17 protein-coding genes are annotated in these 15709 nt (G+C 70.4%); 1 reads left to right on the top strand and 16 read right to left on the bottom strand.

The features are described 5' to 3' along the window. The 3 genes from RWP81_RS06875 to RWP81_RS06865 all read right to left on the bottom strand — a co-directional run. Positions 1-650, bottom strand: a 650-nt coding sequence (locus tag RWP81_RS06875) for a hypothetical protein (protein ID WP_314453968.1), incomplete at its 3' end; no start/stop codon positions are given. A 74-nt stretch (positions 651-724) separates the two neighbouring features. Next, positions 725-2191, bottom strand: coding sequence for a cardiolipin synthase (gene cls / locus RWP81_RS06870; protein WP_314453964.1), 1467 nt, complete (start codon positions 2189-2191; stop codon positions 725-727). Positions 2192-2255: 64 nt separating this feature from the next. After that, on the bottom strand, positions 2256-2453 hold the full coding sequence (locus RWP81_RS06865; RefSeq protein ID WP_243223437.1) for a hypothetical protein: 198 nt from the start codon (positions 2451-2453) through the stop codon (positions 2256-2258). 133 nt (positions 2454-2586) lie between these two features. On the opposite strand from RWP81_RS06865, the gene RWP81_RS06860 reads away from it, so the two are divergent. Then, on the top strand, positions 2587-3744 hold the full coding sequence (locus RWP81_RS06860) for a DUF4192 family protein (RefSeq protein ID WP_314453961.1): 1158 nt from the start codon (positions 2587-2589) through the stop codon (positions 3742-3744). Here the strand turns inward: RWP81_RS06860 and lysS are convergent. From lysS to RWP81_RS06795, 13 genes are all read right to left on the bottom strand, one after another. Beyond that, the gene (gene lysS / locus RWP81_RS06855; RefSeq protein ID WP_314453958.1) at positions 3695-5215 is read right to left on the bottom strand and encodes a lysine--tRNA ligase; all 1521 of its coding nucleotides are present in this window, start codon (positions 5213-5215) and stop codon (positions 3695-3697) included. The genes RWP81_RS06860 and lysS overlap by 50 nt on opposite strands. Before the next feature lie 180 nt (positions 5216-5395). Next, a complete protein-coding gene (gene panC / locus RWP81_RS06850; RefSeq protein ID WP_314453955.1) occupies positions 5396-6250 on the bottom strand; it encodes a pantoate--beta-alanine ligase in 855 nt (284 codons plus the stop codon). Then, positions 6247-6966 (bottom strand): DUF2520 domain-containing protein, encoded by a 720-nt coding sequence (locus tag RWP81_RS06845; protein WP_314453952.1) that lies wholly within the window; start codon positions 6964-6966, stop codon positions 6247-6249. The genes panC and RWP81_RS06845 overlap by 4 nt, the downstream gene beginning before the upstream one ends. After that, a complete protein-coding gene (locus tag RWP81_RS06840; RefSeq protein WP_314453949.1) occupies positions 6963-8609 on the bottom strand; it encodes a PH domain-containing protein in 1647 nt (548 codons plus the stop codon). Before RWP81_RS06840 ends, RWP81_RS06845 begins: the two co-directional genes overlap by 4 nt. Beyond that, complete coding sequence (locus RWP81_RS06835; protein WP_399540560.1) at positions 8606-9130, bottom strand: PH domain-containing protein; 525 nt, start codon at positions 9128-9130, stop codon at positions 8606-8608. The genes RWP81_RS06840 and RWP81_RS06835 overlap by 4 nt, the downstream gene beginning before the upstream one ends. Positions 9131-9632: 502 nt before the next feature. Further along, positions 9633-10118: a DUF3180 domain-containing protein gene (locus tag RWP81_RS06830; protein ID WP_314453946.1), complete on the bottom strand. Its 486-nt coding sequence runs from the start codon at positions 10116-10118 to the stop codon at positions 9633-9635. After that, on the bottom strand, positions 10115-10633 hold the full coding sequence (gene folK / locus RWP81_RS06825) for a 2-amino-4-hydroxy-6-hydroxymethyldihydropteridine diphosphokinase (protein ID WP_314453944.1): 519 nt from the start codon (positions 10631-10633) through the stop codon (positions 10115-10117). Before folK ends, RWP81_RS06830 begins: the two co-directional genes overlap by 4 nt. After that, a complete protein-coding gene (gene folB, locus RWP81_RS06820) occupies positions 10630-10998 on the bottom strand; it encodes a dihydroneopterin aldolase (protein WP_314453941.1) in 369 nt (122 codons plus the stop codon). The genes folK and folB overlap by 4 nt, the downstream gene beginning before the upstream one ends. Next, positions 10998-11789, bottom strand: coding sequence for a dihydropteroate synthase (gene folP / locus RWP81_RS06815; protein WP_314453938.1), 792 nt, complete (start codon positions 11787-11789; stop codon positions 10998-11000). The genes folB and folP overlap by 1 nt, the downstream gene beginning before the upstream one ends. Next, entirely contained in the window at positions 11786-12373 is a 588-nt protein-coding gene (gene folE, locus RWP81_RS06810; protein WP_314453935.1) for a GTP cyclohydrolase I, read from the bottom strand. Before folE ends, folP begins: the two co-directional genes overlap by 4 nt. A gap of 6 nt (positions 12374-12379) precedes the next feature. Next, positions 12380-14380 (bottom strand): ATP-dependent zinc metalloprotease FtsH, encoded by a 2001-nt coding sequence (gene ftsH, locus RWP81_RS06805; RefSeq protein WP_314453933.1) that lies wholly within the window; start codon positions 14378-14380, stop codon positions 12380-12382. Positions 14381-14527: 147 nt separating this feature from the next. Further along, a complete protein-coding gene (gene hpt / locus RWP81_RS06800; protein ID WP_055959510.1) occupies positions 14528-15079 on the bottom strand; it encodes a hypoxanthine phosphoribosyltransferase in 552 nt (183 codons plus the stop codon). A 123-nt stretch (positions 15080-15202) separates the two neighbouring features. Next, a partial coding sequence (locus RWP81_RS06795; RefSeq protein ID WP_314453929.1) for a TilS substrate-binding domain-containing protein occupies positions 15203-15709 on the bottom strand: 507 nt, incomplete at its 5' end.

The following is a 15709-nucleotide window of genomic DNA, read 5'->3' as shown; positions in this document are numbered from 1 at the left end:
CCGTCGCCGGCCTCCGCGCCCACGTCGGCAAGAGTCACGCGCGGGGCGTAGTCCATGGTGCACACCTGATCGGCGGGCGGCGTGGCGAACCGCACCGCCACCTGGCCACCGTCGGAGCTCACCGATTCGACGGTCGGCACGCAGCTGGAGCTGCCGTAGGTGACGATCGCGACCAGCGACGCGCTCACCCAACCCGCGCTCGGCGCGAAGTCGTCGGGGGGCGTGGGCACGTCGGCCAGCGCGGCGAGCGTCGTCTCGCCCTCTGCGGCCCCCGTCACCTTCACGGTGAGGGCGGCACCGGGATCCGTGCCCACCGGAAGGGTCACCAGCGTCGCGCGCGGCACCATGTCGCGCGTGCACGGCTCCTGGGTCGGTTCGACGAGGTCCACCGTCAGCGTTCCGTCGGTGATCAGCGGCTCCCCGCCGACAGCCGGGACGCACGACGAGCTGCCGGAGGTGACGACCGCGATCGCGCGGCCCGCGTCGAGCCACGCGGCGCTGACGTCACCCGCGGGCGATGCGGTCGCGGCATCCGCGGGCGACGACGATTCGGGCGATGACGCGGCACCCGACGCGCACCCGGTCAGGGTGCCGGCGGCGAGCAGGCCCGCTCCCAGCAGGCCGATGAGGGTCAGACGTGAGCGGGACATGAAAACCTCCGGGGGGTGGGTTCGCCCCATGATGACGGAGATTCCTGGATGCCGGCGGCGAACGCCCCACCGCCTCACTGCAGCGCGGAGGTGAGGCGGGCCAGGTTGTCGAGGATGGTGGAGCGCAGGGGCTGCCGGCGCCACTCCTCGATGGTGAGCTGGCGGCTGAGCTGCCGGTAGCGGTCTTCGACCGCGCGCATGTCGCGCGCGAATTCTTCACCGCGCACGAGCATCGACACCTCGAGATTCAGACCGAAGGAGCGCATGTCCATGTTGCTCGAGCCGATGACGGCGACCTCGTCGTCGATGGTGACGCTCTTGCTGTGGAGGATGAAGGGCTTGCGGTACATCCAGATGACGACTCCCGCACGCAGGAGCGCCTCGTAGTAGCTGCGCTGGGCGTGATAGACCATGGCCTGGTCGCCCTCTTCGGACACGAACAGCTCCACGTGCACGCCACGCTGGCAGGCGGTGGTGATGGAGAGGAGCAGCGCCTCGTCGGGCACGAAGTACGGGCTGACGATGATGATGCGTTCCCGCGCGGCGAAGAGCAGACCGAGGAACAGCTTGAGGTTGTTCTGGAAGTCGAAGCCCGGACCCGAGGGCACGATCTGGCAGTCCAGGTCGCCTGGGCCGGTCGTCACGCTGAACAGGTCGATCTCGTCGGCCAGCGTCTCGTCTGTCTCGCTGTACCAGTCGGAGAGGAAGACCGCGTTGATGCTGGCGACGACGGGGCCCTCGACGCGCACCATGAGGTCGACCCAGTGCAGCCCGCGGCGGATGTTCTTGCGCAGGTTGTAGGAGGAGTCGGTGACGTTCTGCGAGCCCATGTACGCGACGTCGCCGTCGATGACGAGGAGCTTTCGGTGATTACGCAGGTCAGGGCGCTGCCAGCGGCCGCGCAGCGGTTGCACGGGAAGCATCAGATGCCAGTGGGCGCCCATCGCGTCGAGGCGGCGCACCGTCTGCTTGTAGCGCGGTTTGCCTTGGTTCGCCCAGTGGTCCAGCAGTACCCGCACCACGACCCCACGCTCCGCGACCTCTTCGAGCGCGCGGAAGAAGTTGTCGGTGGAGTCATCGGACTGCAGGATGTAGAACTCCACGTGCACGTACCGCGTGGCGCCGCGGATCGCGTCTGCCATGGCATCCAGGCTCTGCTGGTAGTCGGCGATGAGGGTGGCGGCGTTGTCGCCCGCGATGGGCATGGCGCCGAGATTGCGGTTGAGCTGAACGAGCGCGCGGAACCAGTGCGGCGCGTTGGGGCGGAGCGTTCCGAACTCAAGCGACGCACTCGTGTCGTGGATGTACTCGTTGATCGCCGCCTGCTTGCGTCGGCGTTTACGCGGCAGACGCGGATTTCCGATCAGCAGGAACAGGAACACCCCGACGAACGGTATGAAGTAGATCGCCAGAAGCCACGCCATCGCCGCGGTGGGACGGCGGTTGCGGGGCACGATGATGATCGCGGCGATACGCACGACCAGGTCGACGACGAACAGCGTGATGACGAGCCAGCTCGCGTCGAACGTGGCGTTGATCACGGGTCCTCCTGGACGGGTTGTGGACCCAGCGTAGCGACGACCGCCGACAACGGTCTCGCAGACCTCAGTTCGCGGGGCCGTCGCCCGTGGACGCCACCGGCGGAAGACCGCGCTTGGCCCGTTCCTGCGCCTCGATGCGTGCGTAGGCCTTGCGCTCGGTGCGGTCCATGCGAATGACGTTGCGCAGGATGAAGAAGAAGACGAACGACACCACGATCGTCGGCAGGATCGCCCACAGCACAGCGGTCCAGGTCTCGTCCATGCTTCGAGAATACCCGCGGCGGCTGGGCGAACGCCCGCCCGCGCCTCCTCCCCACCCGGCGGATGCGCGGAATGATCCACGATCGAGCGAATCCTCCCGGAACGGAACGGCCTGCGACGACCACTCTCGACGCATGACCACCACCGTCCTGCGGGCAACCTCGTCTCCCGCCTTCCTCTCCCTCGTCCCGCACCTGCTCGAATGCACCCCGCATCGCAGCCTCGTCGTCGTCCCCTTCGGTGAGGGGCGTTCGCTCGGCGCGATGCGCGTCGACCTGCCGCCGCAGGGCGATCGACCCACCGAAGAGGGGGTCGCCTCGACCGTCGTCGGCATGGCCTGCAAGGTGACCCGCACCGACGCCGTCGCGATCGCGGTGTACACCGATGACTCCGTGACGGGCGGGGCCGGCGCACCGCACACCGGCCTCGCGGATGCCGTGCGTGCCCGCGCCGACATCTGCGGCCTGCGCGTCGTCGACGCGCTCGTCGTGGGCTCCGACGGGTGGGCCAGTTATCTCGAGCCGGCGGCGGGGTCGCATCCGCTCACCGAGATCCAGGATGCCGCCTTCGAGGGGCTCGACCACGACGTCAGCGGCGACCACCTCGCCGCCGCCCGCCTACCCGTCGGGTCCGCGGCAGACTCGCGGCTCCTCGAACAGCTCCTGGTCGACGTGGAGCACGCGTTGAGGCGCTCGCGCGACCGGCGCCGCCTCTCACCCGCACGGCGCACCGCGGCCGACGCCGTGGCCGCGGAGATCGCCGACCCGCCCGAGCTGTTCGAGCGCACCATCGACCGACCGACCGACCAGGTCGACATGACGCGGATCGCGGCCCTCGCCTTCTGCCTGGAGCGACCCTCCCTGCGCGACGTCGCGCTGATGCAGTGGACCGGTGATCTGGCGACGGGCGACGCGGTGTTCCGCGCTCAGACCGCCTTCCGGGGCGGCGAGCCGGTGCCCGAAGACCTCGCCCGCCCGATGTGGGGCGAGGGCGCGCAGCCCGATCCGGCCCGGCTGCGCTCGGGGCTCGAGCTGTGCCGGCGCGTCGCCTCGTTGGTCGCCCCCGAACGCCGACCCGGAGCGCTCGCCGCTTGCGCGTGGCTCGCGTGGGCGTCGGGGCGATCCACGCACGCCGCGTTCTACGCGGACGCAGCCCTCGCGATCGACGGCACACACGGGCTCAGCGAGATCATGCGGGCCATGCTGGACGCCGGCCGGTTGCCCGAGTGGGTGTTCGAGCGGTCTACTTCACCAGCGGGAACAGGATCGTCTCGCGGATCCCGAGTCCGGTGATTGCCATGAGCAGTCGGTCGATTCCCATCCCCATGCCACCGGTGGGGGGCATGCCGTGCTCAAGGGCCCGCAGGAACTCCTCGTCGATGGGCATGGCCTCGTCGTCGCCGCGGGCGGCGAGCTTCGCCTGCTCGATGAAGCGGTGACGTTGGATCACCGGGTCGACGAGTTCCGAGTAGCCGGTCGCCAGCTCGAACCCGCGCACGTACAGGTCCCACTTCTCCACGACACCGGCGATGGAACGGTGCTCGCGCACGAGAGGACTGGTGTCGACGGGGAAGTCCATGACGAACGTGGGCCGGCTCAGGCCCGGCTTGACGAAGTGCTCCCACAGCTCTTCGACCCACTTGCCGTGGGTCTCGTGCGGCGGGGAGTCGACCTCGTGCTCGGCGCCCAGCGAGCGCAGCGCGTCGAGCGTCGTCTCGGGCGTGATCGCGCGGCCGACCGCGGCCGACAGCGAGTCGTACATCGAGATGCGGTCCCATTCTCCGCCGAGGTCGTACTCGGTGCCGTCGGCCCACGTGACCGTGGTGGAGCCGGCGACGGCGATCGCGGCATCCTGGATCAGGGTCTGCGTGAGATCGGCGATGCCGTTGTAGTCGGTGTAGGCCTGGTATGCCTCAAGCATCGCGAACTCGGGGCTGTGCGTGGAGTCGGCGCCCTCGTTTCGGAAGTTGCGGTTGATCTCGTACACCCGGTCGATGCCGCCCACGACAGCGCGCTTGAGGAACAGTTCGGGCGCGATGCGCAGGAACAGCTCGGTGTCGAACGCGTTGGAGTGAGTGGTGAAGGGGCGCGCGCTCGCGCCGCCGTGCTGCACCTGCAGCATGGGCGTCTCGACCTCGACGAACTCGCGTTCGGTGAACGTGCGTCGCAGGCTCTGGTTGACCTTCGCCCGCGCCAGGACGGTCTCGCGGGCACGGTCGCGCACGATGAGGTCGAGGAAGCGGCTGCGGACGCGGCTCTCTTCGCTCAGCTCGCCGTGGAGGTTGGGAAGGGGAAGCACGGCCTTCGCCGCGATGCTCCACTCGGCCACCATGATCGACAACTCGCCGCGGCGGCTCGAGATCACCTCACCCGAGACGAAGACGTGGTCGCCCAGGTCGACGAGCTCCTTCCACGCCTGCAGGGAATCGTCGCCGACGCTCGCGAGCGAGACCATGGCCTGAATGCGGCTCCCGTCGCCGGCCTGGAGCGATGCGAAGCACAGTTTGCCGGTGTTGCGGCTGAACACCACACGCCCCGCGACACCGGCGGTCTCGCCGGTCTCCGCGCCGGCCTCGAGATCGCCGAAGCGGGCGCGCAGGGCCGGGATGGTGGTGGTGACGGGCACGGCGACCGGGTACGGCCCGCCCGCGGCGTCGGCGCGCTCGGCGAGCAGGCGCTCGCGTTTGGCCAGGCGCACCGCCTTCTGCTCGAAGACCTCGTCTTCGGTGGGTTCGGCGGCGTCGTTCGCGGGCGCGTCGGTCATCGGGAGGCTCCTCGGGGTCGTCTCCAGTCTATTCGCCGCGACCGAGAGCCTCAGATCGACGGCGGGCGCTGCTCTCGCAGAGAGCCCCCCAGGCCGTGGGCGGCCGATCCTGGTGACAGCGGTCGGCTGCCGGCTCCCCGCGAACGACCGCCCGACGGACGAACGCCTCGCGCGGCCCCGTCAGCGCAGCGAGATCTCAGCGTTGTCGATGAAGCGGTGCCCACCCACCGTCGCGGCGATGAGGGCCAGGGCGCGACCGCGGTGCCCCTCGTCGACGGGCAGGAAGGTGGCGGGGTCGACCACGCTGAGGTACTCGAGGGCGATGCGCTGCTCGCCCATGAGCGCCGACTGAGCCGCCGCGATGCACGCGTCGACCCCCAGGTCGGAGTTGGATGCCGCCGCCTCCAGCGCACGGGGCAGCTTCGCCGCAGCGCGACGATCCGAGGGCTCCAGAAGGGCGATACGGCTGGACACCGGCAGCCCGTCTTCGGTGCGGACCGTGGGCACCGTGGCGATCTCGAGGCCGAAGTCGAGGTCGCGCACCATGCGCTGCACCAGGAACGCGCGCTGGAGGTCCCGCTCGCCGTAGACGGCGACGTCGGGGCGGACCAGGTTGAACAGCTTCGCCTCGACGGTCAGTACGCCGTCGAAATAGAAGGGCCGTACCCGACCCTCGTAGCGCAGCCCGACGTCTCCCGCCGATACGCGGGTCGTCGCGGTGCCCGCGGGCAGGAACTCCCCCGCAGAGGGCGCGAAGACGACGTCGACACCCAGGTCGCGGAGGACGCGCTCGTCGGCGTCGGGCGAACGCGGATACGAGGCCGTCTCGTCGGCGGTGCGGAAGCGCAGCGGGTTGACGAAGGTCGACACCACCACGACGTCGGCGCGCTCGCGGGCTTCATGGATGAGGTCGACGTGGCCGTCGTGCAGGGCTCCCAGGGTCGAAACAAGTGCGACACGGGGGCCGCCGGACGACCGATCTGCGCCTCGGATTTCGCCGAGTCGGGTGCGCAGATCCTCGAGGGTGCGGATCATCCGTCGATCGTAGCGTCGTCGTCGAGGGTGCGACGTCCGGAGCCCTCGACGAGCGCCTGGTCGACGCTCGACCGCACGAGCGCCGAGAGGTACCCGCCGGGGTTGTCGACCCCGACACGCGACAGCATCTCCGACGACTGGCGCACGATCGATCGCGAGAACTCCGTCGCCGTGGCGATCGCCTCCGCGTACGCCGCGCGATCGTCTTCGGCGATCACCACCGGTTCGCATCCGAGTTCGACGGCGAGTGCCTGCGCGATGGGCAGGACGGGCGCCGGGGCCGTCACCGCGGCGTACGCCTGCGCCAACTGCCGCAGGTCGATCGACGATGTCCCGGTGAACGAGATGGCGGGGTGGATCGCGAGCGGGATGGCGCCGAGCCGCGCGGCCGGGTCGAGGACGCGGGCGCCGTACGCGGCGTCGGTGTGCAGCACGAGCTGGCCCGGCTGCCAAGCACCCACCCCGGCGAGGCCCGCGACGAGCGCCGGCAGCTGGTCGTGCGGCACGGCGATCACGACCAGCTCGCTGCGTCGCACGACCTCGTCCGCGGTGAGGACGGCGAGACCGGGAAGGATGGCCTCGACCCGGTCGTCGTCGGAGCCGGAGGTGATGCCGGTGAGGGCGTGCCCGGCGCCGGCGAGCGCGGCTGCGAGGACGGGACCCACGCGCCCGGCGCCGATGACTCCCACGCCGAGGCGTCCGTCGCGGCCGCTCATCCGGCCCACCGGTGACTGCGATCGGTCGCGGCCGCCGCCACGGTCGAGAACGCGGTGCGTTCGAACATGCGCACCGCCTCGTCGCGATCGAGGGCGCCGACCGAGGTCTGCACCGTGCCGGCGATCACGTGGCCCGTGAGCGTCGCCGCCCCGAACGCTCGCGCCAGCGGACCCTGCTCCAGTCCGACCGACTGCAGGCGCGCCAGAGGCAGGATGCTCAGCGACCGCCACACCCACCCCCGACGCATGAGGAGGGCGGCGTCCGTCAACAGCACACCGTTGCGCCGCCACGACAGGGGCCGCAGCCAGCGGGCGCGCGCCGGGGTCGTCACGTAGGGGTCGTCCTGCACGGGACCCAGGATGCCGTCGCGGAAGACGCTCGTCCACTCGCCGCCGGTCAGGGCCGGGGCGAGGATCTCGAGCACGCGCTCGACGTCGTCGCGTGTGCCGATGGGCAGCACCGCGGCCAGCTGGTCGGTGCTTGAGTCGGTCGACGACCGGCCCGACAGGCGGTTGACCGACACGGTCCACCACCCGAAGGGTCGCCACAGGAGGGGCTGTCGCACCTCGATGGCGTGGACGCGGCCGGGCGGCACGATCTCGGAGACGGTGGTGAAGAGCCCGAACGTCACGCGGACGCCGTCGGGCGTCGGCGCGATCGAGTACCGCAACCCGCGCGCGACGGATCGCACGTAGTAGGCGCCGAACGCGAGGAACATGGGAACGACCGTGAACAGCAGCCACAGAGTCGACAGCGACGCCGCAACGACGATGCCCACCACGAGGGCGATGAGGAACACCGTCGAACCACTCAGCACACGGGATGCCACGAGCCGGCCCACCGGGATGCGCACGATGCTCTCGGGCTCGGCATCCGAGAGGTCCTCGCCGTCGACCAGACCCTGCAGGCCCGAACCCACCGCCGCCGCGGCCTGGCGCGCGAGCGAGGATCGCCCGTTCTCGGGCGACTGCCCGGCGACGAGACGGCGCCGCCCCGAGGCGAGGCAGAGGATGTCGCCGCGGATGGCATCGGCGTCCTTCCCCGACAGGTACTCGAGCTTGACGTTGGCATCCAGGCCCGCCCCGACGACCTCCAGCTTCGCCAGGCCCAGGAGCCGGGCGATCATGGGGCGCGTCAGGTTGACACCCTGGACGCGGTCGAGGGGTGCGCGGCGGTGGGTGCGGAACAGCACCCCCGAACGCACCTCGACGTCGTCGTCGCCGATGCGCAGCGTGTGGAACCGCCATGACAGCCGGAACAGCACCAGCAGCACGATGAGCAGCGCCAGCGTCGCACCGCCGACGATGAGGATCAGGTTGTTCGCGAACAGGAAGTCGACCGGATCGGGCGGCAGTTCGCCCGGTGGAAGGTCGGTGAAGACGGGGAACAGGAACTCGACCAGCCGCTCGCGGAGATTCGCGACGATCACGCCGATGATGACGAGGAGCGTCAGGCCCCCGCGCAGCAAGGGGGTGAGCGGATGCAGTCGGTGCCATTCGCCGTCGCTGTACGGCGACCGCACCGCCGGCCGGACGATCGGCGCGGCGCTGCCCGCCTCGGGAACCCGAGCGCCCTCGGGCTCCGACGCACCAGCCGCAGGGTCCGCCGCGCGCGCTCCGCCGGACGCGTCCGGGTCGCTCACAGACCCGTCCGCCGGGTCTCGGCCACCGCGACGAGCGTGTCGCGCAGGTGCTCCGCTGCCTCTTGCGTGAGTCCCGGGATCGTGACCCCGGTCGAGGCGGCAGCGGTGACGAGCTTGAGCTGGGCGATGCCGAAGCCGCGGTCCAGGGGGCCGTGGGTGATGTCGACGAGCTGCATGCGCCCGTAGGGGACCGCCACGACCCGCTGCCAGAGGATGCCGCGACGGAACACGAGGTCGTCGCGCCGCAGCTGGTATCCGAACGACCGGGCCTGCCGCGGCGTGATGACGAGCCCGAAGAGGGTCACGAGGAGGACGACCCCCGCCGGGATCCACTGCCACAGCACCCCGGTGATCACCTGCACCACGACGGCGACGGCGAGCACCAGTAGGAAGAAGACGCCCTGGGAGATGAGCTGGACGCGCACGTAGGCGCGGGCGAGCTGGTACCACGTCCCGTCGCCGAGGGGCAGACGACGCTGCGAGCGCGGCTCGAGGATGCGGTCGTACGTGCGTGCGCCCAGGACGGCACCGTCGTCGTGAGCGCCCGTTCCACTCGTCGGTCCGCCGCCGTGCACCCGAGGCGGGGCGAGCGGGCCGGGGACGTCGGCCGAGCCGCCGTCGGCCATCGCCCCACCATCGTGGGCTCCGGCGTCGACCGTCGCTTCCGCCCCGAGCTCGTACCCGGATTCGATCCCGGCAGGCTGGTCCACCTCCGCCCCACGGGGCGCGCGATCGCGACGCAACCCTCCGCTCGCCGAGGGTGAGGAGGCGCGCTCGTCACCTGCCTCGCGCGGGTCCTCGACCGGCTCCGACGGGGTGAGCCGTACACCGTCGACGGGCTCAGATGCAGAGAGCCACGCGCCCTCGACGGGCTCCGGCGGAACGAGCCGCGCGCCCTCGACGGGCTCCGGCGGAACGAGCCGCGCACCCTCGACGGGCTCCGGCAGAGTCAGGCGCGCACCCTCGACGGGCTCCGGCGGAGTCAGCCGCGTGCCCTCGTCGAGCGGCGGCCGCGCGGGCTCGTCAGGCCTGGACGGGTCCGGTCGGGGTGTTTCCGGGGGTGTCGTCATCGTCGTCCTTCCGGATGGTGCACAGCTGCTCGGCAACGAGTCCCGCGACGACGAGGACGACGGCGCACACGAGCGTCGCGACGATCGTTCCCATCGAGCCTAGCGACGGCGTCACGGGTCGGGTCGTCAGGAACACGATCAGACCGAGCGAGAATCCGAACGACACCGCCCCCAGCAACGACGAGGCCTTCGCCAGCATCGCGATGCGCAGAGCCTGGAAGGGATTGATGCGCCGGGTGCCACGACTCCGGGTCGCTCGCCACACCGGCACCGCCAGGGCGACGATCACGGCGCCGAGCAATGCGAGGATCGTCGGCAGGCTCGCCGCCGGAGAGAACGTCGCGCGGCCCATCGCGGTCAGCATCGTGTCGAGGATGAAACCGGCCGCCGCGCCGACGACGACGGCGACGGTGAGGATGCCGACACCCGTGCGTCTCATCGTCGGAGCCCTTCCAGCAGGTCGGTGACGCGTCCGCGCCCGGGGATCTCGGCATCCGGATCCAGCTGCGCCCACGGCGCGAGCACGAAGTCCCGCTCGTGGGCCCGGGGGTGCGGCACGACGAGGTCGTCGCGGGTGATCTTCTCGTCACCGTACGCGATCAGGTCGAGATCGAGCGTGCGATCCCCCCAACGTTCACGTCGCACGCGTCCGTGTCGTGCCTCGATACGGTGCAACGACGCGAGCAGTTCAGCAGGGGCGAGGCGCGTCCGCAGGATGGCGACGGCATTGAGGTAACGAGGCGCGTCTTCGTCCTCGCCGTCGAGGGTCACCGCGACGGTCTCGATCGGCTCCGACACGCGCACGTCGCCCGTCAGGGTCAGACGCCTCAGCTCGTCAGCCGCCTCCGCCAACGTCTCCGCTCGCCGGCCGAGGTTGGCGCCCAGCGCGACGACCGCCGTGACCGGCGTCGAACGCGGTGCTTCACCCATTCCGTGGGCCAGCCGCACGCTCACGAACGACCCCGCGTGATGGTCACGGCGACGTCGCCGAACGGCACGGGGATGGGGGCCTGCGGCTTGTGCACGGTGATGGTCACCCGGTCGACGCGCTCATCGCGCAGCACCTCGTCGGCGAGGCGCTGGGCGAGCGTCTCGAGCAGATCGACGGGCTCGCCCGCGACGACGGCGACGAGTCTCTCGGCCAGCTCGCCGTAGTGCACGGTGTCGACCACGTCGTCGGTCTCGGCCGCACGCCGCAACGACAGGGCGAGCGCCGCGTCGACCACGAACTCCTGGCCCTCGCGCTTCTCGTCGGCGTACACACCGTGGTGACCGAAGGCGCGCACCCCCGTCAGGGTGATGTGGTCGACGGCATCCATCAGGCCTCCCAGGCGCGGGCGACGGCGAGGGCGTCGCGGGTGGTCGCGACATCGTGCACGCGCACGGCCCAGGCGCCCGAGCGGGCGGCGAGGGCGCTGGTCACGGCGGTGGCGAGGTCGCGTCGAGCAAGATCGGCGTCGTCGCCCAGCGCGTCGGCGAGGAACCGCTTGCGACTCGTCCCCACGAGCACGCGGCACCCCAGCCCGCCGAGTTCGGGCAGTGCGCGCAGCGCCCGCCAATTCTGGTCCCCGCGCTTTCCGAACCCGATGCCGGGGTCGACGACGATGCGAGCGGGGCCGATCCCCGCAGCGACGGCGGCAGCGACGCGCTCCTGGAGCTCCACCACGACCTCGCGCCCCACGTCGACGTAGTCGGCGCGTGCGTACATCTCGCTCGACGGTCCGCGCCAGTGGCCCAGGGCGATGTCGGCACCGGTCTCCGCGACGGCGGCGAGCATGTCGGGGTCGGCGAGACCGCCCGAGACGTCGTTCACCAGCCGCGCACCAGCGCGCACCGCGGCGACGGCGGTCGTCGCGTTCATCGTGTCGATGCTGACGGACACCCCCTCGGATGCCAGTGCCTCGACGACCGGTAGCACCCGCTGCTGCTCGACGCGGGGTGCGACCCGGTCGGCTCCGGGCCGTGTGGACTCGCCGCCGACGTCGAGCAGATCGGCGCCCTGCTCGCGGAGGAAGCGCGCGTGGGCGATCGCGACGTCGGGGTCGAGGTAGCGGCCGCCGTCGCTGAAGGAGTCGGGGGTGACGTTGACGATCCCCATGACGAGGGTCACGCGCGCGCCCCGATGAGGGCGATGAGCTCCGCGCGCGCGGCGGGCTCGGTGTAGGCACCGCGTGCCGCGATCGTCACCGTCGAGGCGTCGGGCTGCCGACCGCCGCGCATGGTGACGCACTCGTGCACCGCGTCGAGCACCACGAGCACCCCGCGGGCGTCGAGGGCCGCATCGATCGCGTCCGCGACCTGCTCACCGAGCCGCTCCTGCACCTGCGGGCGGGCGGCGAGGACGTCGATCACGCGCGGCAGCGCTCCCAGCCCGACGACCTCCTCGCCGGGGAGGTAGGCGACGTGCGCGCGTCCGCGGAAGGGCAGCAGGTGGTGCTCGCACATCGAGCGGAACGCGATGTCGCGCACCATGACGGCCCCGGAGGGCAGCGTGTCGGGCGCCGGCCCACGCGACACCGAGATGGTGTGCTCGAGCGGGGCACCGGCATCCTGGCCCACTCCCCCGAAGAACTCGGCCCAGGACTCAGCGACGCGGGTCGGGGTCTGCCGGAGTCCGGGGCGATCGGGGTTCTCCCCGATCGCCTCCAGCAGCTCGCGGACGAGCGCTGCCACCCGTTCTCGATCGACGGCCACGGCGCCTCAGGCGGTGGCCGGGCGCGTCTGTCCGCTCGGACGGGGCTGCGCCTGCGTCTGCGTCTGCGCCTCGGCCTCGGTGGATGCGGCGATTCCGGCCGTCTCCCGACGGGGGACGTTCACCGGCGGCTGGGTGGAGACCGGACGATCGCCCGACGACAGCCACTGCGGGCGCGGGGTGAGGCGCTTGACGTCGGTGAAGATCTCGGCGAGCTCGTTGTGGTCGAGCGTCTCTTTCTCGAGCAGCGCCAGAGCGAGCCGGTCGAGCACCTCGCGGTTGTCGTTGATGACCTGGTACGCCTCGTTGTGCGCCTGCTCGATGAGCGCGCGCACCTGGGCGTCGACGCGCTCGGCGATGCGCTCCGAGAAGTCACGGCCGTGTCCCATGTCGCGACCCATGAAGACCTCGCCCGAAGAGGAGCCGAGCTTCACCGGACCCACCTCGTTCGTCATGCCGTACTCCGTGACCATCTTGCGCGCGATGCTCGTGGCCTTCTCGATGTCGTTCGAGGCCCCGGTGGTGGGGTCGTGGAACACGACCTCTTCGGCGACACGGCCGCCCATGGCGTAGGTCAGCTGATCCTGCAGCTCGTTGCGGGTGATGGAGTACTTGTCGTCGAGCGGCAGCACCATCGTGTAGCCCAGCGCCTTGCCGCGCGGAAGGATCGTGACCTTCGTGACGGGGTCGGTGTGGTTCATCGCGGCTGCCGCGAGCGCGTGGCCGCCCTCGTGGTACGCCGTGATGAGCTTCTCTTTGTCCCTCATCACACGGGTACGGCGCTGGGGCCCGGCGATGACGCGGTCGATGGCCTCGTCGAGGGCGCGGTTGTCGATGAGCTGCGCGTTCGAGCGTGCGGTCAACAGCGCCGCCTCGTTGAGGACGTTGGCGAGATCGGCACCGGTGAAGCCGGGGGTCTTGCGGGCGACGACCTCGAGGTCGACCGAGTCCGACAGCGGCTTGCCGCGGCCGTGCACCTCGAGGATGCGCTGGCGGCCCTTGAGGTCTGGCGCGTCGACGCCGATCTGGCGGTCGAAGCGGCCCGGGCGCAGCAGGGCGGGGTCGAGGATGTCGGGGCGGTTCGTCGCCGCGATCACGATGACGTTGACCTTGGGGTCGAAGCCGTCCATCTCGACGAGCATCTGGTTCAGCGTCTGCTCGCGCTCGTCGTGGCCGCCGCCCATGCCGGCGCCGCGGTGGCGACCGACGGCATCGATCTCGTCGATGAAGATGATGGCCGGGGAGCTCTCTTTGGCCTGGTTGAACAGGTCGCGCACGCGGCTCGCGCCGACACCGACGAACATCTCGACGAAGTCCGAACCCGAAATGGAATAGAAGGGCACGCCCGCCTCACCGGCGACGGCGCGGGCCAGCAGGGTCTTACCGGTTCCGGGAGGGCCGTACAGCAGTACGCCCTTCGGGATGCGGGCACCGACCTCTTCGAACTTCTTGGGGTCCTTGAGGAATTCTTTGATCTCTTCGAGCTCTTCGATGGCCTCATCGGAACCCGCGACGTCTTGGAAGGTGACGGTCGGCGTCTCTTTGGTGACGAGCTTCGCCCGCGACTTGCCGAACTGCATGACCTTGCTGCCGCCGCCCTGGGCGCTGGAGAGCAGCCACCAGAAGAGCAGACCGAGGAGCACGAGCGGGAGCATCAGCCCAAGGAAGCCGTCGAACCAGCTGGGGCGGGGCACTTCGTCGTTGAAGCCGTCGGAGGGCGCGGCGGCGTCGATGGCGTTCGCCACCTCGGCGGCGCGGGCCTGGCCGAAGTAGAACTGCACACTGTCGGCACCCTCGAAGGGCTCGGACAGTGTGAGATCGACGCGCTGATCGGGATCGTTCGTCACCACTTTGGTCACGGTGTTGCCCTGCAGCAGCTCCAGACCCTCTTTCGTCGACACCTGACGGGCGCCGGTGAGGTTGGAGATGAGGGAGAAACCGATGATCAGAAGCAGAACGACCAACAGAACGTAGATGATCGGATTGCGCGTGATCTTCTTCAAATTCATGGTGGGCGAGCCCAGCCCTTTCGTGATCCTCCGCAGAAATGCGGTCGCATCAGGGTAACGTGTGCCGACTATGCCGGGCCTGTGCGTTCGTTTCAGGCGTACAGGGCACGGATGCCGCGGCATCCCCGCCTCTGAGAGGCGCTCTCGTCAGGAGTAGACGTGGGGCGCGAGCACCGCGACGTCGCGGAGGTTGCGGTAGCGCTCGGCGTAGTCGAGGCCGTAACCGATGACGAAGTCGTTGGGGATGTCGAACCCCACGTACCGGCAGTCGACCTCGACCTTCATGGCATCCGGTTTGCGCAGCAGCGCCAGCACCTCGACCGATTCGGCGCCGCGCGAGGCGAAGTTCTCGAGAAGCCAGCTGAGGGTCAGGCCCGAGTCGATGATGTCTTCCACGATGAGCACGTGCTTGCCGGTGATGTCGGTGTCGAGGTCTTTGCGGATCTGCACCACGCCGCTGGAACGGGTGCTCGCGCCGTACGACGACACCGCCATCCAGTCCATCGTGATGTGAACGGGCAGGTGCCGCGCGAAGTCGGCCATGACCATGACGGCGCCCTTGAGAACGCCCACGAGCACGACCTCACGGCCCTCGTAATCGGTGACCACCTGTGTGGCCAGTTCGGCGAGCTTTTCGTGGATCTGCTCCTCGGTGAGGAGGACTTCGCTGATGTCGTCGGAGATGTCGGCCGCGCGCATCCGTCGAGTCTACGTCCGGCGGTGAGGGATGCCATCTGACTGCGGACGCCGTGGGGCTCGGAGCTCTGACGTCGTCGCTGCTTCCGGCGTGTTCCCGCAGCCCGTATCCCTCCGCCGTGAACTTCAGGATGCCGCGCGCGCGACGACCTCCACCCGAGCGCCGACGCGACGGGCGACGCACGACGGCAGGTCGATCGGGCCCTGACCCCGCCAGTCGATGGCGAGCCGCGCGACCTCGAGCGTCTGCGATCGCGTCAGCGCGACGCCGAACTCGCTCTCGACGACGTAGCGCACGATGCGGTTGCGGAGCGCTGCCGGGTTGGCGGCGAGGGCGGCGACCGAGATCGAGATGCCCGCCTCGGCGTGCTCGACGATGTCTTCGATAGTCTCGTCGATCATGTCCTGGAACGCCGCGGCATCTTCCCGCAGCTGTTCAGCCGTGCGGGCGAGCGCCTCGGCGACGCCCGGGCCGAGCTCGCTCTCGAGCACCGGCATGACCTGCTCGCGCACCCGCACACGGGCGTAGGCGGGGTCGGTGTTGTGCGGGTCGGACCACGGATCGAGCCCCTGCGCGCGGCACGCCGCCACGGTCGTGCGTCGCCGGACGCCGAGCAGCGGGCGCACCCACCG

Source organism: uncultured Microbacterium sp., assembly GCF_963521695.1.
GTDB lineage: Bacteria > Actinomycetota > Actinomycetes > Actinomycetales > Microbacteriaceae > Microbacterium.
Note: the sequence above shows the minus strand (reverse complement) of the source record. Positions and strands in the feature narration are given on the sequence as shown.